17 protein-coding genes are annotated in these 23,449 nt (G+C 40.5%); 6 read left to right on the forward strand and 11 right to left on the reverse strand.

The genetic code is table 11. From position 1 onward, the window contains the following. Positions 1–7 precede the first annotated feature (7 nt). Positions 8–2,674 (reverse strand): pyruvate dehydrogenase (acetyl-transferring), homodimeric type, encoded by a 2,667-nt coding sequence (gene aceE / locus RHO15_08515; GenBank protein ID WVD63509.1) that lies wholly within the window; start codon positions 2,672–2,674, stop codon positions 8–10. A 369-nt stretch (positions 2,675–3,043) separates the two neighbouring features. Here aceE and lipB point away from each other — a divergent pair, with 369 nt between their 5' ends. The 3 genes from lipB to argS all read left to right on the forward strand — a co-directional run bounded on the left by lipB (position 3,044) and on the right by argS (position 6,732). Continuing rightward, positions 3,044–3,679, forward strand: a complete 636-nt coding sequence (gene lipB, locus RHO15_08520) for a lipoyl(octanoyl) transferase LipB (GenBank protein WVD63510.1) — start codon at positions 3,044–3,046, stop codon at positions 3,677–3,679. 21 nt (positions 3,680–3,700) lie between these two features. After that, entirely contained in the window at positions 3,701–4,654 is a 954-nt protein-coding gene (gene lipA, locus RHO15_08525; protein WVD64991.1) for a lipoyl synthase, read from the forward strand. Between the two features lie 344 nt (positions 4,655–4,998). After that, positions 4,999–6,732, forward strand: coding sequence for an arginine--tRNA ligase (gene argS / locus RHO15_08530; GenBank protein ID WVD63511.1), 1,734 nt, complete (start codon positions 4,999–5,001; stop codon positions 6,730–6,732). A 96-nt stretch (positions 6,733–6,828) separates the two neighbouring features. On the opposite strand, the gene RHO15_08535 is transcribed toward argS, so the two are convergent. Then, entirely contained in the window at positions 6,829–8,007 is a 1,179-nt protein-coding gene (locus RHO15_08535; protein WVD63512.1) for an FAD-dependent oxidoreductase, read from the reverse strand. A gap of 226 nt (positions 8,008–8,233) precedes the next feature. After that, entirely contained in the window at positions 8,234–8,929 is a 696-nt protein-coding gene (locus RHO15_08540; protein WVD63513.1) for a pirin family protein, read from the reverse strand. Positions 8,930–9,154: 225 nt separating this feature from the next. On the opposite strand from RHO15_08540, the gene RHO15_08545 reads away from it, so the two are divergent. Next, positions 9,155–10,156, forward strand: coding sequence for a LacI family DNA-binding transcriptional regulator (locus RHO15_08545; protein ID WVD63514.1), 1,002 nt, complete (start codon positions 9,155–9,157; stop codon positions 10,154–10,156). 118 nt (positions 10,157–10,274) lie between these two features. Here RHO15_08545 and RHO15_08550 read toward each other — a convergent pair whose 3' ends face one another. Genes RHO15_08550 through RHO15_08560 form a run of 3 tightly spaced genes read right to left on the reverse strand, consistent with a single transcriptional unit; the run spans position 10,275 to position 14,168 of the window. Then, a complete protein-coding gene (locus RHO15_08550; protein WVD63515.1) occupies positions 10,275–11,459 on the reverse strand; it encodes a carbohydrate porin in 1,185 nt (394 codons plus the stop codon). Further along, entirely contained in the window at positions 11,459–12,931 is a 1,473-nt protein-coding gene (locus RHO15_08555) for a sucrose-6-phosphate hydrolase (GenBank protein ID WVD63516.1), read from the reverse strand. The genes RHO15_08550 and RHO15_08555 overlap by 1 nt, the downstream gene beginning before the upstream one ends. Next, on the reverse strand, positions 12,912–14,168 hold the full coding sequence (locus RHO15_08560) for an MFS transporter (GenBank protein ID WVD63517.1): 1,257 nt from the start codon (positions 14,166–14,168) through the stop codon (positions 12,912–12,914). The genes RHO15_08555 and RHO15_08560 overlap by 20 nt, the downstream gene beginning before the upstream one ends. Before the next feature lie 227 nt (positions 14,169–14,395). On the opposite strand from RHO15_08560, the gene RHO15_08565 reads away from it, so the two are divergent. Continuing rightward, complete coding sequence (locus RHO15_08565) at positions 14,396–15,361, forward strand: aminoimidazole riboside kinase (GenBank protein WVD63518.1); 966 nt, start codon at positions 14,396–14,398, stop codon at positions 15,359–15,361. A gap of 71 nt (positions 15,362–15,432) precedes the next feature. On the opposite strand, the gene RHO15_08570 is transcribed toward RHO15_08565, so the two are convergent. Beyond that, positions 15,433–16,527: a cupin domain-containing protein gene (locus RHO15_08570; protein ID WVD63519.1), complete on the reverse strand. Its 1,095-nt coding sequence runs from the start codon at positions 16,525–16,527 to the stop codon at positions 15,433–15,435. A gap of 317 nt (positions 16,528–16,844) precedes the next feature. Between RHO15_08570 and RHO15_08575 the strand changes: the two genes are divergently transcribed. Further along, positions 16,845–17,708: a D-hexose-6-phosphate mutarotase gene (locus RHO15_08575; protein WVD63520.1), complete on the forward strand. Its 864-nt coding sequence runs from the start codon at positions 16,845–16,847 to the stop codon at positions 17,706–17,708. A 73-nt stretch (positions 17,709–17,781) separates the two neighbouring features. On the opposite strand, the gene RHO15_08580 is transcribed toward RHO15_08575, so the two are convergent. From RHO15_08580 to RHO15_08595, 4 genes are all read right to left on the reverse strand, one after another. Beyond that, complete coding sequence (locus RHO15_08580; protein ID WVD63521.1) at positions 17,782–18,348, reverse strand: ABC-type transport auxiliary lipoprotein family protein; 567 nt, start codon at positions 18,346–18,348, stop codon at positions 17,782–17,784. Then, positions 18,348–19,967, reverse strand: a complete 1,620-nt coding sequence (pqiB, locus tag RHO15_08585; GenBank protein ID WVD63522.1) for an intermembrane transport protein PqiB — start codon at positions 19,965–19,967, stop codon at positions 18,348–18,350. The genes RHO15_08580 and pqiB overlap by 1 nt, the downstream gene beginning before the upstream one ends. Further along, positions 19,967–21,247 carry a PqiA/YebS family transporter subunit gene (locus RHO15_08590; protein WVD63523.1) on the reverse strand — a complete coding sequence of 427 codons (1,281 nt, stop codon included), beginning with the start codon at positions 21,245–21,247 and terminating at the stop codon, positions 19,967–19,969. Before RHO15_08590 ends, pqiB begins: the two co-directional genes overlap by 1 nt. A 268-nt stretch (positions 21,248–21,515) precedes the next feature. Next, positions 21,516–23,444, reverse strand: coding sequence for an ABC transporter ATP-binding protein (locus RHO15_08595; GenBank protein WVD63524.1), 1,929 nt, complete (start codon positions 23,442–23,444; stop codon positions 21,516–21,518). Positions 23,445–23,449: the final 5 nt, after the last annotated feature.

Genomic DNA, 23,449 nt, shown 5'->3' on the forward strand with positions numbered 1-23,449 from the left:
AAACCTCTTATGCAATGCGTGGATTAATTTTATCGGCATCAATATTGAATTTGCTTATTGCATCATTCACGACAGATGCATTGATATCACCACGTTTAGCCAGTTCACCTAGGGTCGCAACGACAATATAAGAAGCATCGACTTCAAAATGATGACGTAAATTTTCACGACTATCAGAACGGCCAAAACCATCCGTACCTAAGACTTTATAGCTTTCAGCTGGAATATAAGCACGAACTTGTTCTGCTAATAATTTCATATAATCTGTTGAAACAATGGTTGGCGCCTTATTCATCACTTGAGTAATGTAAGGAACGCGCGGTGTTTCGTTCGGATGTAACATGTTATAACGTTCACAATCTTGTCCTTCACGAGCAAGTTCAGTAAATGACGTTACGCTATAAACATCAGAGGTAATACCATATTCACGGGCAAGAATATCCGCTGCTTCACGGACATAACGTAAGATTGAACCTGAACCCATTAATTGAACAGTTGATTTACCATCTTGACCTTTCACCGTATCTAACTTATAGATACCCTTGCGAATACCCTCTTCTGCACCGGCTGGCATTTCTGGCTGCGCATAGTTTTCGTTTAAGGTCGTAATATAATAGAATACGCTCTCTTTATCGCCATACATGCGTCGTAAGCCATCTTGAATAATGACAGCGACTTCATAAGCATAGGCTGGATCATAAGAGATACAGTTTGGAATGGTTGAAGATAAGATATGACTATGGCCATCTTGATGTTGTAAACCTTCACCATTTAAGGTTGTGCGACCTGATGTACCGCCGATTAAGAAACCGCGCGCTTGCTGATCACCCGCCGCCCACAGTAAATCGCCAATACGTTGGAAACCAAACATCGAATAGTAGATATAAAATGGAATCATTGGACAGTCATTCGTACTATATGACGTTGCCGCAGCAAGCCATGATGCACCTGCGCCCATCTCATTAATACCTTCTTGTAGAATTTGACCTTTTTCATCTTCACGATAGTAAGCTACTTGTTCGCGATCTTGTGGGGTATATTGCTGACCGTTTGGACTATAGATACCGATTTGACGGAACAGACCTTCCATACCAAAAGTACGCGCTTCATCAGCTAAAATTGGCACTAATCGTGGCGCTAAATCTTTATCTTTTAACAAGATATTAAGCGAACGAACAAAAGCAATCGTCGTTGAGATCTCTTTGCTCTGTGCTTCAAGGAGTGAACTAAACTCACTTAATGCCGGAATGGATAAGTCAGCGGTAAAATTAGGTAAACGTGATGGCACATAACCTTTTAACGCTTGGCGACGCTCGTGAAGATATTTATATTCTGGTGTGTGCTCTTCAAATTTAATATACGGCAGTTTTTCTATTGACTCATCGGTCACCGGAATATTGAAGAAATCACGGACATGTCTGACATTGTCCATGTTCATTTTCTTCACTTGATGAGCGATGTTTTTACCTTCTGCCGCTTCACCCATACCATAACCTTTAATCGTATGAGCAAGAATTACGGTTGGACGACCTTTGGTATTGCTGGCTTTTTGGAAAGCAGCAAACATTTTTGCCGGATCCTGACCACCACGATTTAAACGGAAAATCTCATCATCACTCATATCTTTAACCAGTTCAGCGGTTTCTGGATATTTACCAAAGAAATGCTCACGAACATAAGCACCATCTTTCGATTTTAAGGTCTGATAATCACCATCTAATGTTTCATTCATTAAACGGAGTAATTTACCCGATTTATCTTTTTGCAGTAATTTATCCCAGCGATTACCCCAAATAACTTTAATAACCTGCCAACCCGCACCACCAAAGATGCCTTCAAGTTCATTGATAATCTTACCATTACCTGTTACCGGACCATCAAGACGCTGTAAATTACAGTTAATGACGAAAACCAGATTATCCAATTTTTCGCGGCTAGCAACGGTGATCGCACCTTTTGATTCCGGCTCATCCATCTCGCCATCGCCAAGGAATGCGTAGACAGTTTGTTCAGTGGTATCTTTTAAACCACGATGATTCAAATATTTTAAAAAACGCGCCTGATAGATAGCCGAAATAGGGCCCAGTCCCATTGATACCGTTGGGAACTGCCAGAATTCAGGCATTAATTTAGGATGTGGATAAGAAGGTAAACCTTTGCCCGCAATTTCTTGACGGAAGTTATCTAATTGCTCTTCAGTTAAACGACCTTCGATAAAGGCTCGCGAATAAACGCCTGGTGAGATATGGCCTTGGAAGTAAACTAAATCACCGCCATCTTTGTCGTTACGCGCACGGAAAAAATGGTTAAAACAGACTTCATAAAATGTCGCAGCTGATTGGAAAGAGGCCATATGACCACCCAGATCCAAATCTTTTTTAGAGGCTCTTAGCACCATCATTAGCGCATTCCAGCGTACCGTCGAGCGAATTCTTCTTTCTAATTCCCAATCACCTGGATAAGCAGGCTCTTCTTCTACCGAGATAGTATTAGCGTAGTTACTGGTTGAAGATCCAAACAGTAATGGAACGCCGCCTTGTCTTGCACTATTAACGATTTGTTCAATAATATATTGAGCTCGTTCGGTACCCTCTTCGCGAATAACTGATTCGATACTTTGTAACCAATCTTTGGTTTCAACGGGATCAATATCATTATGTTGAATGTCTGACATATAAAAGACCTCTTTAGGTTTCAGCAAAAGTAGAGATAATTGATAATCATTGTATGTAAATTTTTTTCACTTATTCCTACTACTAATAGCAATAAGTTACCAAAGCTAACACTAACAGGCTACCTTTAATCATGATGATTATTCCTATTAAATTAATCAACTATTCTGATGATACTCCCTATTTTTATTAAGGGCAAAAAACAAGTTTTAAAGTATATTTTGATTTTTATCAAAAAAATCATCACAATATTGGTCTTTAAAAATAAAAATGGTGCGAGTTTCCTATTAGAGTTATTGATGTTTTTTGATGATTATTCTTATTATTCGATGTTAGAATTTTGACAAATTAAAAAGGAAGATCGACTTATCATGGAAAATGTGATTAATATTCGTCAATTGGGATTAACATCCTATTTAGAAGTTTATCAGATAATGCACAATTTTACTATGCAGCGAACTGAGTTAACTTTAGACGAAATTTGGTTAACCGAGCATCATGCCGTTTTTACACAAGGAAAGACCGGTTCACCTGAACATTTGCTATCAGATACCGGCAGTATTCCGATTATTCAGACCGATCGTGGCGGACAAATTACCTATCATGGTCCAGGGCAACAGATTATGTATACCATGATAGATATTAAAAGACGCAAGCTCAGTATTCGTCAAATGGTCAGTTATCTGGAACAAAGTGTAATTGAGACTTTAGCCAAACTGGGTATCAAGGCAGAAGCTAAAAAAGAGGCACCCGGTGTTTATGTGAATGAGCAAAAAATCTGTTCGTTGGGATTACACATCAAAAATGGCCGCACTTTACATGGCTTAGCCTTAAATATTGCGATGGATCTAACTCCTTTTAAGTTGATTAATCCTTGTGGTTATGCAGGTTTAGCCATGACACAGGTGAGTCAACAAACGACTGAATTTGATCGTACTGCTATCGCGAAAAATCTGGTAGACGCTTTTGCTCAATCCCTCCAATATCAACAGATTCATTATCTATAAAATGGAAATTTCATGTCAAAAATGACCGATCAAACATTTCGAAGCACTAAATATCGTGATGCGGATAAAGTTCGTCTTATTCCCAGTATCGATATTGATAGCCAGCAAACACTCAAAAAACCAGACTGGATGCGCATAAAATTACCCACCGACACCAGTAAAATTCAAGAAATCAAGTCTGCGATTCGTCGTCATGGTCTGCATTCCGTGTGTGAAGAAGCCGCTTGTCCTAATTTAGCCGAGTGTTTTCATCATGGCACTGCAACCTTTATGATTATGGGTGATATCTGTACCAGACGTTGCTCATTTTGTGACGTTGCCCATGGCCGGCCACTACCACTCGATCCTCAGGAACCGCTAAAATTAGCGCAAACGATCGCCGATATGAAATTAAAATATGTTGTGATCACGTCAGTTGATCGGGATGATCTCAAAGAGGGGGGGGCCAGCCATTTTGCTCAGTCTATTGAACAAATTCGCCGCATCAACCCGACGATAAGAATAGAAACATTAGTACCTGATTTCCGTGGCTGTTTAACCGATGCGGTGAATATTTTGGCAAAAACACCACCGGATGTCTTTAATCATAATTTAGAAAATGTACCACGCTTATACAAAGAGGTTCGCCTAGGTGCTAGCTATCAAGGTTCGCTTGATCTGTTAGCTGAATTTAAACGTCACCATCCTAATATTCCAACCAAATCAGGTTTAATGGTCGGACTGGGTGAAACGAATCAAGAACTGATCGACGTAATGCGAGATTTACGTGCCCACGGTGTCACCATGCTCACTTTGGGTCAATATTTGCAACCAAGTAAACATCATCATCCTATTCACCGTTATGTCACACCACAAGAGTTTGATGATTTCAAACGTATCGCTTTAGAGATGGGCTTCACTCATGCAGCCTGTGGCCCTTTTGTACGTTCATCCTATCATGCTGATTTACAGGCGATGGGTAAAGAGGTCAAGTAATCTTCGCTCAACAATCAATGCCTGTTTCAGGCATTGATTTAAAAGATAATGATGGTTCACACTACGCGGTTAATCTATATAGATTGCTGTGCATCAGACACTACATCAATAGCCCCGAATGAGGCTTATCATCACAGCGCATCAAATAAGCTCAATCTATATTGAGATAACTTAAACGTCAGATTAAAACCAAAAGCGAATCCATCTCAATGCGCAATAATTTCATCAAAATGAAGCAAATAAGCGATTATTTGCACAATAATCATCACACAACAAAATGACAATTCTTACGATAAAGAGTATGATACTGCGCAAATTGTGAAAGTAACCAAGGTTTATAAAACGTGAATATTCAGACGCTTCTTACCGATAAAATTAATCAAGCGATGCGCGCAGCCGGTGCGCCACAAGAGAGTGATGCCCTGATTAAGCAATCAGCAAAAGTACAGTTTGGTGATTATCAAGCAAATGGCATTATGGCTGCGGCTAAAAAATTAGGCTGTCTACCAAGACAGTTAGCTGAGAAAGTGGTTGAACAGCTTGATTTAACCGGTATCGTTGAAAAAGTTGACATTGCCGGTCCTGGATTTATTAACCTCTTCTTAGATAAGCACTGGCTGGCGAAACAGAGTGAGCTTGCGCTGGCTGATAGCAAACTCAATTTAACTATCACCGATCATCCGCAAACGGTGGTTGTTGACTATTCAGCACCCAATGTAGCCAAAGAGATGCATGTCGGTCATCTACGTTCAACGATTATTGGCGATGCGACTGTTAGAACGCTGGAGTTTTTAGGTCATCATGTAATCCGGGCCAATCATGTTGGTGATTGGGGCACCCAATTTGGTATGTTGATTGCTTATCTGGAAAAAATGCAAAACGAGCATGCAGAGGATATGGCGCTGTCCGACTTAGAGACCTTCTATCGTGCAGCAAAAAAATATTATGATGAAGATGCGCAATTTGCTGAAAAAGCGCGTAATTATGTGGTTAAATTGCAAGGTGGTGATGCCTATTGTGCACAAATGTGGCGAAAACTGGTTGATATCACCATGACACAAAACCTGGCTACATATCAGCGCTTAAATGTAACGTTAGGCATTGAAGATACCATGGGTGAAAGTATTTATAATGATATGCTCCCGGGTATTGTTGCCGACCTGAAAAATAGAGGCCTCGCCGTTGAAAATGAGGGCGCCACTGTTGTCTATCTTGATGAGTTTAAAAACAAAGATGGCGATCCGATGGGCGTAATCATTCAAAAGCGTGATGGCGGTTATTTATATGCAACAACTGATATTGCCTGCGTTATTTACCGCTATGAAAAACTAAAAGCCGATCGTATATTATATTATACCGACTCTCGTCAACATCAGCATTTAGAACAAGTTTGGCTTATCGCCCATAAAGCAGACTATATTCCTGACTCACTGAAACTTGAACATCATATGTTTGGAATGATGCTGGGTAAAGATGGTAAACCCTTTAAGACCCGTTCAGGTGATACCATCAAGTTAAATGATTTATTAGACGAAGCAACGGAACGCGCAGCGATACTTATTCGTCAGAAAAATCCTGATTTAACTGAAGCTGAATTAAACCAAATTGTCGATGCTGTCGCGATCGGCGCCGTTAAATATGCCGATTTGTCAAAAAACCGTACAACAGATTACGTATTTGATTGGGATAACATGTTAGCCTTTGAAGGCAATACCGCCCCTTATCTGCAATATGCCTATACTCGCGTGTTCTCTATCTTCAAAAAAGCCAATATTGCGCTAGATAGCGTCACAGGCGAAATTCTGATTGATGATGAAAAAGAGCGTGCATTAGCTACCCGTTTATTGCAGTTTGAAGAAGCGGTGGAAGCGGTAGCTAAAGAGGGATTACCACATATTCTATGTGCCTATCTTTATGATATTGCCACGCTATTTTCTAGCTTTTATGAAAATTGCCCTATCTTAACCGCGGCAACTGAGCAGCAAAAACAGAGTCGCTTAAAGCTAGCGGCCTTAACCGCAAGAACGCTCAATATCGGACTGACGATGCTAGGCATTAAAACGATTGAGAAGATGTAATATCAGTTAAGTCATGACTGAATATAAAAGAAAAGGGCTCAACTGAGCCCTTTTCTTTTCAATAAAAAAACAGCCGCCTTTTATACTGGTCTGCTGCTAAAGTCCCAAAGCATATTTAATCACATGCTTCTTAATAAAAGGAACTTGATCAATCATATTCATACCCGCCCCTCTCAGCCATTTTTTGATCACAAACTGACCGTCGAATACGCTTTCAATACCTTGCATGGCGGCTAACATCATTAACACATCTTTATTCCTGCTGCGCTGATAACTCTGCCAAGCTGGTTTTAAACCAATATCTTTACCTGTTGCAAAAAGTGTCTGAATCGTCTGCGCTAATAAAGCAGAATCACGTAAACCTAAATTCACGCCCTGCCCGGCTAACGGGTGAATCGTATGCGCAGCATCACCAATCAAAATCAAGCGGTGTTTAACAAACTCAGTAGTGTAACGGGCCGTGAGCGGATATAATAATTTTTCACTGGCCAGCTGGCAATCCCCTAACCACCCCGCTGTTGCGGCCGTTAATGATTGATTAAACGTCTGCGCATCTTGCGCCATCAACCTTTCAGCCTCATCTGGTTTAGCCGACCAAACCAAACAACTCATATCCGATTGCCATAAGGGTAAAAAAGCAATGATGCCATCAGGATAAAACAGTTGTCTGGCACAAGCTTCATGGGGCATTGCTGTTTTAACCGTGGCAATTAAGGCATGATGACGATAGTGATATTGCCATAGCTTAATCTGCTGATTTTGACGAACCCATGAGTTGGCACCATCAGCAGCGACCATTAATTGGGCGGTTAAAATCGACTCATCAGCTAACTGAACAGAAGCAGACTCATTAGCAGAGTATAGATGCTGTGCTTTTTGCTGGAAAAAACAGACGTTATCATAAGTGCAGGCTTTCTGATAGAGCGTCTGCACCATTAACTCGTTCTCGATAATATGCCCAAGATTATTAAAATGATAATCATGACTATGTGCACTGAGTCTGGCAAAACCATTCGCCTCTTTAACGCTAATATCTTCAAAACTCAGCACTCGTTGACTGGATAATAGCGATTGCCATATCCCTAATTGTTCAAAATAATGCTGGCTTGAGCCATTAATCGCTGAAGCGCGAATGGCAGGATGAGCAGAAATTTCAGCCGGTGCTATTTTATCATCAATCACCGCCACACGCAGTGATTGCTGACCTAAAGCACAAGCGGTTGCCAAACCAACGATGCCTGCGCCAATAATGATGACATCAAAATCTCTCACCATAACATCCCTTTCCCTAATAAACCGATCTGGTTTCACAAACCAGTATTATGTGTTTTTATCTCTGAATAATATAGCGCTTTTATCTCACTATCAAGTAACTTAGCGTATTTGCTATCCACGCTACACTGAAATTGCTATCGTTGATGGCAGTGAGGACTTAAAATAATAGCGACTAATTTGATTCGATGTCAGGTAAGTGACCAGATAGCTGCAAAAAATGATTGAACTAGCCGAGTTCCACCATCACAATTTCACTCGCCTCGAGTGCCGAAAAATGTAACATCTCTTCATCTTCAATCGCTAAACCATCTCCCGCAAAGGCAACTTGTCCATTAACCTGATATTTGCCGCGTGCAGCCACAATATACGCTTTTTTATTGGCTAAGTGGTATTCAACCGTTTGCCCGACTAATAACGTCATCGCTAACACGCGCGCCTGAGCCTGAATACTTAAAGCATTTTTATCACAAGCATGACCACTGGCTAATACTGAAAAACGACCAGTTTTTTCTGCTTTCGGGAAACGTTTAGTTCCCCAGCTTGGTTTATCGACCTGTTTATCCGGTATAATCCAGATCTGAAATAGTCGGGTCTCTTTCTCTTCCAGATTATATTCACTATGTGTCACCCCGCGCCCGGCCGACATCACCTGCACATCACCCGCTTCAGTTCTGCCTTGATTACCCATACTATCGGTATGGATGATAGCCCCTTCATACACATAAGTAATAATTTCCATATTATTATGAGGATGCGTTGGGAAACCCGTTTTAGGTTGAATAATGTCATTATTCCAAACCCGCAGTTGTCCCCAATTAACCCGCATCGGATCATAGTAGCTCGAAAATGAAAAATGATATCGAGTATTCAGCCAACCGTAATTAGCCGCTCCCAGACTCTCCTTAGCACGAAATTCAATCATCCTATCCTCTCTTATCAATTAATCAATCCTATTAATACTGTTATATAAGATGATATAAAAACTTAGGTTATTCAATACGACTTGCCTATTACTGCTATATATCTTTATACCAATATTGATTAAATCTAACCAGAACAGTTATTTCAGTAAAATATATAGTGACTCTACGCTATCAACAAATATAATAATAGGCTTAGACAATTCGGCCTTTATTCAGGAATTATCATGGCTTCATTAAAAGATGTGGCAAAACTCGCTGGCGTATCGTTAATGACGGTATCAAGAGCGATCAACTCACCAGATAAGCTGAGTAAAGCGACCTATATCAGCGTCAAAAAAGCGATTGACCAATTAAATTATGTACCGGATGTTTCAGCATTAAAAATACGCGGAGATCGCAAAGTCCCCCAGTTGATTGGCGTGTTGGCACTTGATACGGCAACCACGCCTTTCTCGGTAGAGTTATTACAGGCAATAGAAAAAACAGCGCAGCTGCATCACTGTAATACGCTGATTGTTAATCTCTTTGATGCCCAAGACGCTGAACAGGCCATTAATACGATTTTATCCTATCGACCGAATGGGATAATCTTTACCTCGATGGGATTTCGGCAAGTCAGTATTCCAGCCAAACTCCATGATAAACACTTAGTACTAGCGAACTGCATTACGCGTGATATTGAGGTGGCCAGTTATGTACCAGACGACTACCAAGGGCAGTATCAAGCAATAGAAATGATCATTAAAAAAGGCTATAAAAAACCGCTATGTATCTATTTATCGCAAACGACTTTGGCAGGAAAAATCAGACGACAAGCCGTTGAACAGGCCTGGCAAGATCATGATCTTGATATCAATAAACTCACCACTTTCCATCTTAATCTTGATTTAGGTGATGATCACTATTTAGAAACAATTACCATTATTGAACAGTACTTCAAAGATCAACAAGCCCCATTCGATATCGTGATTTGTGGTAATGACCGCATCGCACTATTGGTATATCAAGTATTATTGGGCTTAGGCTATCAAATCCCCAGTCAAATAGCCGTGCTGGGTTACGATAATATGGTGGGTATCGCCGAGCTATTCTATCCGCCACTAACCACCGTTCAGTTACCTCATTATCAAATTGGTGAACAAGCCGCCTTACACCTGATTAATCGCCTCTCCGATACCACTGAACATAAAATTGCTTGCCCACTGCTGGAAAGAAAATCAGTTTAATTTGAATAATAATAACCAAGCATCATAACGTTATGCTTGTCCTGAATAAAAAAACCACCTCTAAAAGAGATGGTTTTTTTAATACCCTATAACACTTCAGATCCAATAAAATTTAATCTTAGAAGAAATATTTAAAACGAATTCTTGCGCCATAACGATCTTCATTACTCTCACCATGATTTTCATCACGATCAAGTACTGACCAATAAGCACCCAGATAGATATTAAAATTATCCATATCCATCACGTTCGGAATTAAATAAGAGGCGTTAACGGTATGAATTTTATATTTACCTTCAGTATCAAGGAAGCCTGATGTTTTATATTCTGGATTAAAATGTTTAATGTCATTAGCCGCAAAAATGTAACCTAAAGAGATATTTTTCCAGGTGATGTTCGTGCCTAATGTCAGATCTTTTTCTTGTTCAGCATCCATATAGGCCGAGCTAAAATTGACTAATACCGCATCATTGACTTTGCTCCAGTCACCCGCACTATTCCAGCTTAAGCTTAAACCATAACCAGTACGCTTAGATTGATCCTGCCACTCACCCAGCTCATTATAGTAACCATAAGCATTTTTAACGACATTGCTTTCTACGGCTGCTGCCACTGCAAAATCGTCGTTGCGCCAAGAGACCACTGGTCTTAAATAAACCACATTTTTATCATTTTCTAATTTATAGCCATGATAAGTACTGTCCTGAAATAAGGTTGTACCATCTTTAATCATGGTATTGAGTTCGAATTTGAAATCACCGAGTTCTTTTACTAATTGAACACTACCACCACTGCTACTTCTACCTCTGGCCTCTTTCATCATATAAATATAACCAAAACCATCATCATAGATATCATTAGCGGTATTACCAGAGTACTCAATAAAGGTATCTTGTCCTAATGGGAACATATCATAAGCTTCGAAACGACCCAGCTTTAATTGCCAGTCATTTTCCTGACCAAAAAAGAAAGCAGCATCATCGAGATTCATTTTACCACTTAGATCGGCTAATGGTTGCACGGTAAAACCAGCATAATTATGATTATCTAAAACACGTTTACCATCCAGTCCGATTAAGATACGACCATTGACATCCCAACGTTCGGTGTCACTCGCATCAAAATCTTTGGTGGCTTCAGTTTTGATTGAGGTTAACTGACGTTTTTTACTGGCAGCATCAATATTAAACTCAACGTCACCATATAATTTTAGACTACCTTGCGGTGTTTCCCACTCGATGGAGGCCAGGGCTGGCACTCCATATAAACAACATAAACCAACAGCTAAGCGTGCATATCTCATCAACTCTTCTCCGACATGTTATGTAAAGGCCAATATTTTATATAGTTCGTCGTCAGAATACCATTTTCAGCAAACAAGTACATAGTTTTATCTGGGTTAACGGGATAAATTCGGCTACTAAATGCGCACTCACCGTCATTGATGAAAACCTCAATTGAGGAGTGGTCCATAAAGATATGTAATTTAAGTAGATTACCTTCAGGTAACGGGATACTGCGATAACCACTTACCCCTTCACCGGCCATCGCGCGATCTAAAACTAAGCGATGTGCTTGGGTATCTACATATAACCAAACACCCTGCAATCCATCTTTTGATGCAGCTAATTTTAAACCCGCTCTTTCAGCCGTTGTCTTGGTCAGGTCAATTTCCACGATCAGTTCACATTGAACAGTAGAAAGTTCACAATCTTGCTGTGTTCTTTCAATTGTTACATGAGAGATTGTTTTCTCATCCTGACGTAACGAGGCCAGCTCTTTAATCGGCTGCATGATAATCTTACCTGTGGAAGTTAAATTAACTTCACGTGGTAAACTCAATATTCCCGCCCATTTATCGGCTTTACTTGGCATGGCTGATTCCCACATATCCATCCAGGCAATTAAAATACGCCGACCATCTGCAGCGACAAAAGATTGCGGTGCATAAAAATCATGGCCATTATCAAACTCAGTAAACGTCTGCGTAATTTCAAATGGCGAACCGGGTTTCCACTTACCGATTAAATAGCCGGCCTGAAAACGGTTGCGATATTGATAACCTTTAGGCTTCATACCTTGTGGAGAGAACATTAATACATAACTATCGCCCAGTGGGAAGAAGTCAGGACACTCCATCATATAAACATCGGAATCATCGGTTTTAGCCAGTACTTGTTGAAATGTCCAATCACGTAGATTATCAGAGCTATATAAAAAGACTTGTCCGACATCCTGACTATCCCTGACGCCAACAATCATGAACCACTGACCATCTTGCTGCCACACTTTAGGATCACGAAAATGCATGATACCTTCAGGCGGCGTCAAAATCACGCCATGTTTCTCAAAATTGACACCATCATGACTTGTGGCTAAGCACTGTACTTCACGAATCGCACTGTCATCGCCGAACTCTTTTAACCAAACATGTCCGGTATAAATCAAGGTTAATACACCATTATCATCAACCGCGCTTCCCGAAAAACAACCATCGATGTCATAGTCTTGAGAAGGGGCTAACGCAATCGGTAAATGTGTCCAGTGCACCATATCATCACTGACTACATGTCCCCAATGCATCGGTCCCCAATTTTCATTGTAAGGATAATGCTGGAAAAAGGCATGATATTGACCATTAAAATAGATGAGTCCATTCGGATCATTAATCCAACCCGCTCTGGCTGCAATGTGATAAGCCGGATAATAACGATCTTTAACCTGCTTGGCTAATTCATCGACAGCTTGATTACCTTTAATTAATAACTCTTTCATTTGCAGCTCCTGTAATAACAATAGGTTTGATACGCTTATCGCTTTTCAATAAGAAAGCGGCTATCAACATAAATACGCCCGTCACACTTCCCATGATCAAGTAAGTATGGGCAAAACCAATACGATCGTAGCCGTAGCCAGCTAATGGCGCTAGGAAACTGGCACATACCTGACTCACAAACTGGAAGCCAACTAAATAGAGCGTTGAGGATAGACGATGATCGAAGCGCGTAGAGATATATTTAAAGATGGCGATTAATAGAATCGGCAGCTCAACTGCATGCAATAATTTCATGAGTGAAATCATCACCGGCCCAACAACCAGACCTGAGCCAATAATCCGCAGTGTCATGATACTACCGCTCAAAATCAAGCTATTTTTTGCGCCAATGCGATTGACTAAGAACGGTGCCAGCGCCATCCCGCCCGCTTCAAGAAATACCTGCAAGGAATTTAAGAATCCATACATACTATTGCCCGCATCTTGGGTGGCAAATTGTCTGGAAAAATAGACCGAGAACTGCTGGTCATAAACGTTATACATACTCACGCCCATGACAAAAACTACCAGCGCCCAGAACTCCGATAATTTTAAAACGCCTAATGCGTCAGAGACTTTTAATTTGCTGACTTTACCATATTCAAGTTGGCCCATCGCATCAATCTTAACCACTTTAATAAAGGCAAGTAAGATTAAAAATACCAGTGCAGATAACGAGGCTAATACGAAATTGATATTGGGATTGATATTGAACAGAAAACCAGCAAAAAAGGTTGCCGTAGCCCAGCCCAAAGAACCCCACATTCTGGCGCGTCCGTATTCAAAACCGACGATACGACCAACACGTTCAATATAAGATTCTAATGCACCAATACCGGAAAAAAAAGTTGCACCAATATAAAGTCCGCCTAGTGCGGCACCTAAAATGATATTCATTTTTAATGCTGGTGCATAAACAAAAATAAAGAAAGGCCCCGACATTAACAGTAAGAATCCAATACACCACAACAGATTCTTCCTTAGCCCTAATTTATCTTGAATAAAACCATATAGCGGCTGTAAACATAAGGCCACAATTGAGATAGCTGAGAAGATAATCCCAGTATCCATACCTTTAAGGCCTAGGGCTTGCTCAAGCCAAATTGAAATGAGAGAAAATGAGGATGACCAAGTAAAAAAGAAAAAGAAAAACAACCCACTCAGTAAGAAGTAATACTCTCGACTAGATTTTTTCATTATGTAATGACCTTTAGACAACTAATGCTTGGCGATATTGTTAACGTTAAATGTAAAAAACAAAATCTTTTCATGCTAAAAATGTGATGTTAATCACGAAAGTTAACGTTAACATTTGTTTAAGGTCAGGTGGATAACATAAAATTAGTGCATCAACAGGGTATGATTTGATATACAATACCGCCATGCGCATAAAGGCGCGGCGTAAACTATATAGAAGATAATATATGCAAAATACAAAAATTTGGTGTTTAGGCGATGCGGTAATCGATTTACTTCCTCTGGAAAATAAGCAATATCAAGCCTGTGCCGGTGGTGCCCCCGCTAATGTGGCGATTGGTATTGCAAAATTAGGCCATGATGCCGGTTTTATCGGTCGCGTCGGTGATGATCCATTTGGCCGTTTTATGCAAGAGACCTTTGAAAGTTATCAGGTTGATTGCCAGAGTCTGGAGTTTGATCCAACAGTTAAGACCAGTACCGTTGTGGTTGATCTCGGTAAGAGTGGTGAACGTAGTTTTACGTTCTTGGTTTCACCGTCAGCCGATCAATTTCTCTCTCAGTCAGCAATCCCATCATTCAAGCAAGATATTTTGCATTTTTGTTCCCTCGCATTAGTTGGGCCTACCTGCCGGGCAACCTTGAAACAGGCCATCAAGCAATTAAAATCACAACAAGGCAAAGTGAGTTTCGATATCAATCTGCGCGAGCAGATGTGGGCAGATAAGCAAGAGATGCGTCAAATCATTAGTCTGTTTGCTAAAGATGCCGATATTCTTAAGCTTTCTGATGAAGAGCTATTTTGGTTAACCGAAAGTCAGGACTGGTCAATTGCGCTGGCTAAACTTGATGAACAATATGCAGCGCAACTCAAAATCATTACCAAAGGCAGTGAAGGAAGCACTGTATTATGGCGTAATAAACAGTATCAGTATCCCGCTTATAAAGTACAAAGTATTGATACGACAGGGGCTGGCGATGCGTTTGTCGCAGGGCTGTTATGCACGATTGGCATTAATGGGTTGCCTGATGAGCTCATTGCCGTTGATACGATGATTTCCGTTGCCAGTGCTTGTGGGGCGCTGGCGACGACGCAGAAAGGCGCACTCACCGCATTTCCGGACAATGATTATTTACAGTCCTTCATTGCCGAAAATAGAACCCTCGATAGTCAGATAATCTCGCGTTTATAATCACACTGAACGACCCGCTTATACGGGTCGTCTTTTGACTACTCGGCAAAATACCAAAAACCGCGATTAATCTAGGTGGTGAGCTTTTCCATAACTTCAGCATCAGCCAGAAAATCACTCAGTGTATGCTGATCAAAACTCGAGTGTTGACTCAATACTTCATTCAATCTCTTCGGTAGATCTAACTGTCGGCCATTAATGAAATAAGCGTCGCCAACTTTCAAGAGACGAATACTATTCACACGTTGGCAAAGCGCATTGTCCTTGAATAAGGCGACCACTTCGTCAACCGAATAAGCGGGCTCGACCGGTTCAATATTCAAGCTATGCATTGAATGCGTGATATGACGACCAAACCATTGGTTAAAATAGTCAGGCTGATTAATCAGTTCACACATCATCGCTTTGAGCTTTGCGATCTCTTGTGGCTGGATCGCCAGTGGATTTCTATCCAAAGAGAGATCGGGATCGAGATAGTGCATCTTACCTAAATCATGCTCTAACGTGTAATCCGCAAAGCTACTTAATAGCTCTTGTGAGGTAGGTGAGCGGAAACCAACTGAATAACTTAAGGCTTCTTCAAGACACACGCCATCGTGTGGGAATCCTGGTGGAATATAAAGAATATCACCGGCGGTAATCTCTTCGTCAATTATCGGCGTAAAATGCTCAACATGCAATAAAGCTGGATGGGCACAAAATTGTTTGTAATCAGGATTAATATCCCCAACCCGCCAACGACGTCGCCCCATACCTTGAATAATAAACACATCATACTGATCAATATGCGGACCAACGCCACCGCCAGGTACAGAATAGGAGATCATCAGATCATCAAATAACCACTGTGGAAAACACCTAAAAGGCTCAACCAGCGTCGCGGCATTATCATGCCAATGATCAACAGCCTGAACCAGTACACTCCAGTGCGTCTCACCTAAATCAGCAAAATCGGTTTCTTTAAATGGACCATATTTAGCTTGCCACTCTTGGTTAAAATGGGTGACTAAGCGGCTTTCAATCTCGTCTTCTAATGATAAACCAGCCAGTTCATCTGGTGAGATAGGATCAATAAAATCGACCAATGCATTACGTAAAATAACAGGTTTTTTCTGCCAAGAATTGGTCATAAAATCTTGCCAGTCAATATTCAATTTATACGCCATAAAGCCCTCGTAATAGCAAATTATTTGATGTTAAAAAAACATCGAATGTCATTAAAATCTTGCTGCTTAGTATAATCGACTCCCCTATCATAGAGAATCTTTTTATCAGTCAAGTACAGTTTAATCTTGGAGGTTAACTTAAAATCCAATCAGTTGACCTCTTAACCACATTAAAACCGCCCCAGTACCCTCGATTTATGCTAACAGACCTTTTACGATAGTCATTTAAACTCTATGAGATCAATTACGCTTTTTCTTGTGACAAATTAGTGATAAGGTGAAAAGCACGCTAGTTTATTTATAGGAAGTCACGTGTTATGTTATCGACAATCTTAACCAACCCTGAGGCAAAACTTTTAGGACAATCGCTATTTACTGTACAACAAGATGAGTTAACTCTTCTCGTTATCAAACATCGACAATGTGAAGCTATACTTTCATTACAAGGCGCTCAGCTATTATCCTGGCGTCCAAGTGAACAAGCCAGACCCGTCATTTGGTTAAGTGAAAAAGCCCAATTTATGAAAGGAAAAGCCATTCGCGGTGGTATTCCACTCTGTTGGCCGTGGTTTAACAAGTTAGGCACACCTTCACATGGCTTTTTCCGTACTTCACTTTGGCAGTTAGTTGAGCATCAGGAAGATGAGACAGGTGTGACACTCACCTTAAGACTCGAAGACAATTCAGAGACCCGAAAATTATGGGTTCATCCATTCAAAGCAACCGTGACAGTCAAATTAGGCCAGACTTGTTATCTTGAGTTAACCACTGAAGGCGAATTTTCCGCAACCGGTGCGTTACATAGCTATTTCGATGTCACAGATATTGAAAAAATTACCGTAACTGGACTCGGTATCGATTATCAAGAGTCATTAACTACCGTTAATCTGCCCCAAAAAACAGGGGAGCTTAGCTTTGATCAAGCTGTTGATCGTATTTATACGGTGCCAGCCCCCATCAGTCTTATCCATGACACTGATAGAACCATTAAAATTACGCATCATCATAGTCATGATGTAGTGACCTGGAATCCATGGCAAGCCGCATCTATCGCCATGGCAGATATGGCTGATGATGGATTTAAAAGAATGGTCTGTGTTGAGACAGCCTGTATTACCACACCGCTCGTTTCACATCACAATCAACCAGCTAAAATTGCCGTGACCATTGCATGTGAGTAGCTGTAATCAGCAAAATAAAAACGGGCCCGAAAAGGCCCGCTTTATTTAAACAAGATGCTCAAGATGCGATAGTTTACAACTTCACTTTATTCACCAAATCCTGAACCTCGTTATACCAACCTTGCGACAAAGTCTTAACCATGGCGTCATAACCATCTGCGGTTTGTGGCAATTGGTAACTAAAATTCTTGCGTTGCGTACGGCCCTGATCATCCATAATAATCCAGTATCCTTCAATAATCACATCGCCCAGATAACTACCATGAAAACCGGATATAAACAGTTTCACCGTGGCCGTTGGTGTGGCTAGTGGCGCGGCTGAAACTAATCGCTGAGGTAACAGTGCTGACAGCTCACTAACAACCTGTTCTTGTAACTGAGCAACTAGCGGTGAGGCCCATAAATTATTGGTCGCCGTCACATATTGATAGGGATCCGTTTGATAAACTAAGCCATCTTTATTGAGAAAATTAGCGATATTCACGGGTGCGATCCAAATAAAATCATTAACGGTCTCAATAGCTGCAGGTTTAACCGAACTCTGATGACCATGGGTCAGTAAATAATAGTTTTTTTGTGGAAGGCTTGAGGAGCAGCTCACGAGCAGCCACATCGATAATAGTACCCAGATCTTTTTCATTATTTATTTCCTCGCGCTTTAGGCTTCACATCCGATTGTGTTGGTGCCGAAAAAATTAAGGCATTACTTTTATCATTTAAGGTTCTAAGTAAAGGCGTTAATTCATTCAGTACTTGATCAAATTTTTGTAAATCTGCCTGCAAGGCTTGATTTAAGTCTGATCCTGGCTGAATACCTTTCAAGGTTTGATTTAAACCATTTAACGACTCTTGTAACGTTTTCGGTAAAATCTTCATCTCTTTACTATTAATCACGCTATTTAATGAAGCAACCGTTTTGTTTAGTTCATTAATTGTTTTATCCAGCGGTAACTGATTAAGATTATCCAATAGTTGATTTAACTTCGCTTGCAGTTGTGAGAAGCCAGATGACACCGTGACTATGGTATTAAAACCAAACACTTTCTGCGGTAAATTCTTATTGGCGGTGATAGATTCAGGATAAAAATCTAAATCGACATACGTTGCACCGGTAAATAAGTTAGCTGACTTGATTGCGGCTCGCAGGCCATGTTTTTGTTCCTCCATGATCATTTGACTGAGCTCATCGGCACTATGCCCTAAAGCAGCTAAACGTTGAGGCTCGATATGAATCAGTACCGGAATATTATATTGCTCTGCTGAAATCAGCTTCATATTAGACAAGAAATAAGGTACCTTCTCGACTGTACCAATACGAATACCCCGATATTCAACCGGTGCTCCGGCCGATAAACCGGCAATTGAATCAGAGAATAGCAGTAAAAAAGGTTGATATTCAGTATATTGCGACTCCTGAATCAGCTCTTTATCTTCATATAGCTGATAAGTGATTTGCGCCAGTTGTTGCTGATCTTGTGTCTCACCAAAGGTGGAACCATCTGGCACATCGAAACTAATTCCACCGGCCAGTAATACATCAAGAGAAGGAATATCCAGGCTTGCACCATGTGTTGATAAATCAAAACTAATGCCACCTTCACGCCAAAAACGAATATTTTTGGTGATTAACGAGTCGTAGGGTTTAGCAATGAAAACTTGGTACTTCATATACTTATCTTTTACATCAAATTCGGCTTGTTCAACATTACCCACTTTAAAACCACGAAATAGTACGGGTGCACCTTGGGAGATGACCGAGGTCTGTTCACCTATCAAATGAAGGCGGACCCCTTCTTTATTCAGAGAGACCATTGGCGGTGAATCGAGTAATTGATAAGTTTTATGATCTTCGGTTAATTTTTTAGTACCCGGGATCACTTCAATGTAAACCCCGGAAAATAATGTGCTTAGTCCAGAAACACCATCGCGATCTATTTGCGGTTTCACAATCCAGAAAATGGAGTCTGACATTAATAAATCATCCATATCCCGGCTCATTCGTCCTTTGATCAGGACCTCCTTAAAGTCGTCGCTCAATGTCACTTGTTCAACCAAGCCAACATTCACATTACGACTTTTGATCATCGTTTTACCCGCCACAATGCTACTGGCATCAGACGTCACCAACGTAAACGATTTTCCCTGATCTGAAAAATGAACATATAGTACCCATAAGCCAATGATGGCCGTAATTATCGGCACTATCCAAACCGGCGACCAAAATTTGATTTTAGCCACATTTGCAGTTTTATTTGGCATCAAACACCCTTCCCTTTTTCTTCATGCGTTAATCTATCCCAAATCAGACGAGGATCATATTTATGCGATGCATACATCGTCATGACGACAACTGTCGCAAAAAATATCGCCCCAATATCAGGATAAACCGAAATCAGTTCACCATTACGCACCAAGGTTGATATGATTGAGACCACAAAAATATCAATCATCGACCAGCGCCCAATAAATTCAACTATTTTATACAACCGATTCATTTTTAAACAACTTTTTATATCTTGCTGTTTCGCGTATTTTGCAAAATAGCCTAGCCAACATAGTGCAATAATCTTTGAAATCGGAATGACCACACTGGCGAAAAAGATGACTAATGCCACAGGATAATCCTGATCTTGCCACATATATAGCACGCCATCAATAATGGTTGAATTGGAGATATCCCCCATAAAGATGGTCGTCATAATCGGATAACCATTCGCCGGCAGATATAGTATCAGTGAAGTTAATACCAATGCCATTGTCCATTGTAAACTCTGTTGCTCTCGCACATAACCTTTGGTATAACATCGGGTACAAATCTGCTTATTCATCGGTAAAATAGCATGACAACATTTACATAAGCGGAGATTTTGACTTAGTCCTGTTTTACCTGATGAAAATGGTGTCTCAGCCTGAATAGTCGGTGCCACAGTTTGCCATATCTGCCGGGGACTAAATAGAGAAAGTGCCTGCGTTTGCATGATAATAAACAGACAGTAGGGAATAAAACTATGTTGTAGGCCTATATCGCCATAACTAGCCAACTTAACAAAACTGACCAACGTACCCGCTAAAAAGATCTCCGCCATACACCAATTTTGCAATCGAGTCAGACTCACTAATAACAAGATAGTGATCCGTTTAGGAAGTGAAATGCCACTACATAAAATAATTAAAATGAGTAAACAGAGGATGGGGAAAAAGATCACAAAACTAATAAAGACTAACGATAAGGAGCTATAATTATCCAATAATAAGGTATCGGGAATCATGAAAATATCAATACTCGTTACATTACCCAAAATGCGAATATCAATAAAATAAAACAAGCAAGAGAATATAAACATAAACAGTGCACATATCGCAAAAACAAGTGCTTGTTTATTGGTTTTTTTCCGATAACGAACCAGTCGTGAATTGCACCGTGGACAGCTCGCTTTATATTGATTGGTAATGCGAGGAACTTCAACCACTAAATCACAATGATCACAAATAATAAACTGTCCGTCATACTGATTTTTTTCTAATACGCTCTCGTTCATTTGCCTGCAAATTTCTGATAAAAATAGAGACATCACTCTGTTTGCTTCGATTTAATTCATCATAGGCCCCGTTTTACAGCCAACATTAACGGTTTTCAGCAATAGTGATGATACTTTCGTTCAAACGAGTCTATCATGCTGCTTAAAAAATAGCACCTTGTTCAAAAGCAACTTCTCTGCACAATAGCTCGATATGATCAATCAAACAGACCAATAATCCCATCAGGGTGATGCTAAAAGTTTGCTATTTATCATCACCCTTAAGCGATTAATTATCGACACCATTTTTAATCGCTTCCAGAGATTCCCAACGGGAAAAAGCTTGCTCAAGTTTTGACTCACTATCAGCTAATTGTAATAACATCGGTTGCGTGATCTCATGAGGCTGATTGAAAAAAGCATTATCACTCACTTGTGCTTGCAACGTGGCAATTTGATTTTCTAATTGTTCAATTAAGCCGGGTAGTTGTTCAAGCTCTTTGGTTTGCTGATAATTAAGTTTTATACTATTTTTGGGTTTATTCGCGACAGGACTCTTTTTGATACTATTCTCTACCGGCTTAATCTCTTTTTTATCTCGGCTGTCGATGACGGCTTTCGATTGAGATTGTTGCTGATGTGCATCAAAATATCCCCCGGTATAATTTTGAATAATGCCGTTTCCTTCGAAGATCCAACATTGCGTCACTGCATTATCAACGAATTGTCGGTCATGACTGACCAGCAGGATTGTCCCTTTATACTCACTGACTAACTCTTCTAATAATTCAAGTGTTTCAATATCCAAATCATTGGTCGGTTCATCCAGAATTAACAAATTACTCGGTTTTAAAAATAATTTAGCCAATAATAAACGATTGCGTTCCCCACCAGATAACGCTTTTACCGGTGTCATCGCACGTTTAGGATGGAATAGAAAATCCTGCAAATATCCAAGTACATGACGTGGTCGCCCGTTGATCATCACCTCTTGTTTACCTTCGGCTAGATTATCCATCACAGTTCTATCTGGATCAAGTTCAGCACGGTATTGATCAAAATAGGCTACTTCAAGTTTAGTGCCGCAGTGGATCGAGCCACTATCTGGTTTTATCTGTTCTAGCATTAATTTTAATAACGTCGTCTTACCACATCCATTTGAACCAATCAGCGCTATTTTATCGCCTCTTAATACTTGCGCTGAAAAATGACTGACCAATGTTTTGTCACCTAATGAATAACTGACATCTTCAATATCAAAGACAATCTTGCCGGATCGAATCGCTTCTTCCACCTGCATATTCGCACTCCCCATCACCTGGCGACGATCAGCATATTCACGTCTCATTGCTTTTAAAGCGCGTACGCGGCCTTCGTTACGAGTACGTCTCGCTTTGATTCCCTGGCGAATCCAAGCTTCTTCTTGCGCAAGCTTCTTATCAAAATGCGCATTTTGTAACTCTTCAACCCGCAGCGCCTCTTCTTTACCCAGCAGATAATTATCATAGTCTCCCGGCCAAGAACTGGCTAAGCCGCGATCAAGGTCAATAATGCGAGTCGCCATACTACGAATAAACGAGCGATCATGTGAGATAAACACAATACTACCAGTAAAACCTTTTAAGAACGTTTCCAGCCATTCGATCGTGCCAATATCTAAATGGTTGGTCGGTTCATCGAGTAACAGTACATCAGGATTGCAAACCAGCGCTTTGGCGAGTGCCGCTTTACGCAGCCAACCACCAGAAAGTGAGGAGAGATCAGCATCCGCATTTAATCCTAACTGCATTAACACATTATTGATTCGGCTTTCAATGTGCCAAATATTTTGATGATCTAACTGCTCCTGTATTACCGCTAGTTGATCGAGATGTTTTTCACTCGGATCTTCAGCGGTTTTTTTCAGCATCACGTGATACTGTTTAAGTAGCTCAGCCTGCTGCGCAACACCTTCCGCCACAAAATCAAATACACTACCGCTGACATCCCTAGGCGGATCTTGTTGTAATCTTGAAACGATTAAATCTTTTTCATAAATGATTTGACCATCATCGAGCGGGTACTCTTTATTCAGAACCTTCAGTAAGGTGGATTTACCCGCGCCATTGCGCCCAACTAAACAGACACGTTCATTGGGTTCAATATAAAGATTCATATGATCTAAAAGGGGTGAATCACTAAATGCCAAATAGGCATCGGTTAAATGTATCAGTGCCATGAAAA

Source organism: Orbaceae bacterium lpD01, assembly GCA_036251705.1.
Taxonomy (GTDB): Bacteria; Pseudomonadota; Gammaproteobacteria; order Enterobacterales; family Orbaceae; genus Utexia; species Utexia brackfieldae.

Bases quoted from the DNA above. Each gene is read 5' to 3' on its own strand.
- lipA (WVD64991.1), top strand. From the start codon at position 3,701: ATGACCGATCAAACATTTCGAAGCACTAAATATCGTGATGCGGATAAA.
- RHO15_08550 (WVD63515.1), bottom strand. From the start codon at position 11,459: ATGAGATATGCACGCTTAGCTGTTGGTTTATGTTGTTTATATGGAGTG.
- RHO15_08540 (WVD63513.1), bottom strand. From the start codon at position 8,929: ATGATTGAATTTCGTGCTAAGGAGAGTCTGGGAGCGGCTAATTACGGT.
- RHO15_08565 (WVD63518.1), top strand. From the start codon at position 14,396: ATGCAAAATACAAAAATTTGGTGTTTAGGCGATGCGGTAATCGATTTA.
- RHO15_08580 (WVD63521.1), bottom strand. From the start codon at position 18,348: ATGAAAAAGATCTGGGTACTATTATCGATGTGGCTGCTCGTGAGCTGC.
- lipB (WVD63510.1), top strand. From the start codon at position 3,044: ATGGAAAATGTGATTAATATTCGTCAATTGGGATTAACATCCTATTTA.
- RHO15_08595 (WVD63524.1), bottom strand. From the start codon at position 23,444: ATGGCACTGATACATTTAACCGATGCCTATTTGGCATTTAGTGATTCA.
- RHO15_08590 (WVD63523.1), bottom strand. From the start codon at position 21,247: ATGAACGAGAGCGTATTAGAAAAAAATCAGTATGACGGACAGTTTATT.
- RHO15_08560 (WVD63517.1), bottom strand. From the start codon at position 14,168: ATGAAAAAATCTAGTCGAGAGTATTACTTCTTACTGAGTGGGTTGTTT.
- RHO15_08555 (WVD63516.1), bottom strand. From the start codon at position 12,931: ATGAAAGAGTTATTAATTAAAGGTAATCAAGCTGTCGATGAATTAGCC.
- RHO15_08535 (WVD63512.1), bottom strand. From the start codon at position 8,007: ATGGTGAGAGATTTTGATGTCATCATTATTGGCGCAGGCATCGTTGGT.
- RHO15_08570 (WVD63519.1), bottom strand. From the start codon at position 16,527: ATGGCGTATAAATTGAATATTGACTGGCAAGATTTTATGACCAATTCT.
- pqiB (WVD63522.1), bottom strand. From the start codon at position 19,967: ATGCCAAATAAAACTGCAAATGTGGCTAAAATCAAATTTTGGTCGCCG.
- RHO15_08545 (WVD63514.1), top strand. From the start codon at position 9,155: ATGGCTTCATTAAAAGATGTGGCAAAACTCGCTGGCGTATCGTTAATG.
- aceE (WVD63509.1), bottom strand. From the start codon at position 2,674: ATGTCAGACATTCAACATAATGATATTGATCCCGTTGAAACCAAAGAT.
- RHO15_08575 (WVD63520.1), top strand. From the start codon at position 16,845: ATGTTATCGACAATCTTAACCAACCCTGAGGCAAAACTTTTAGGACAA.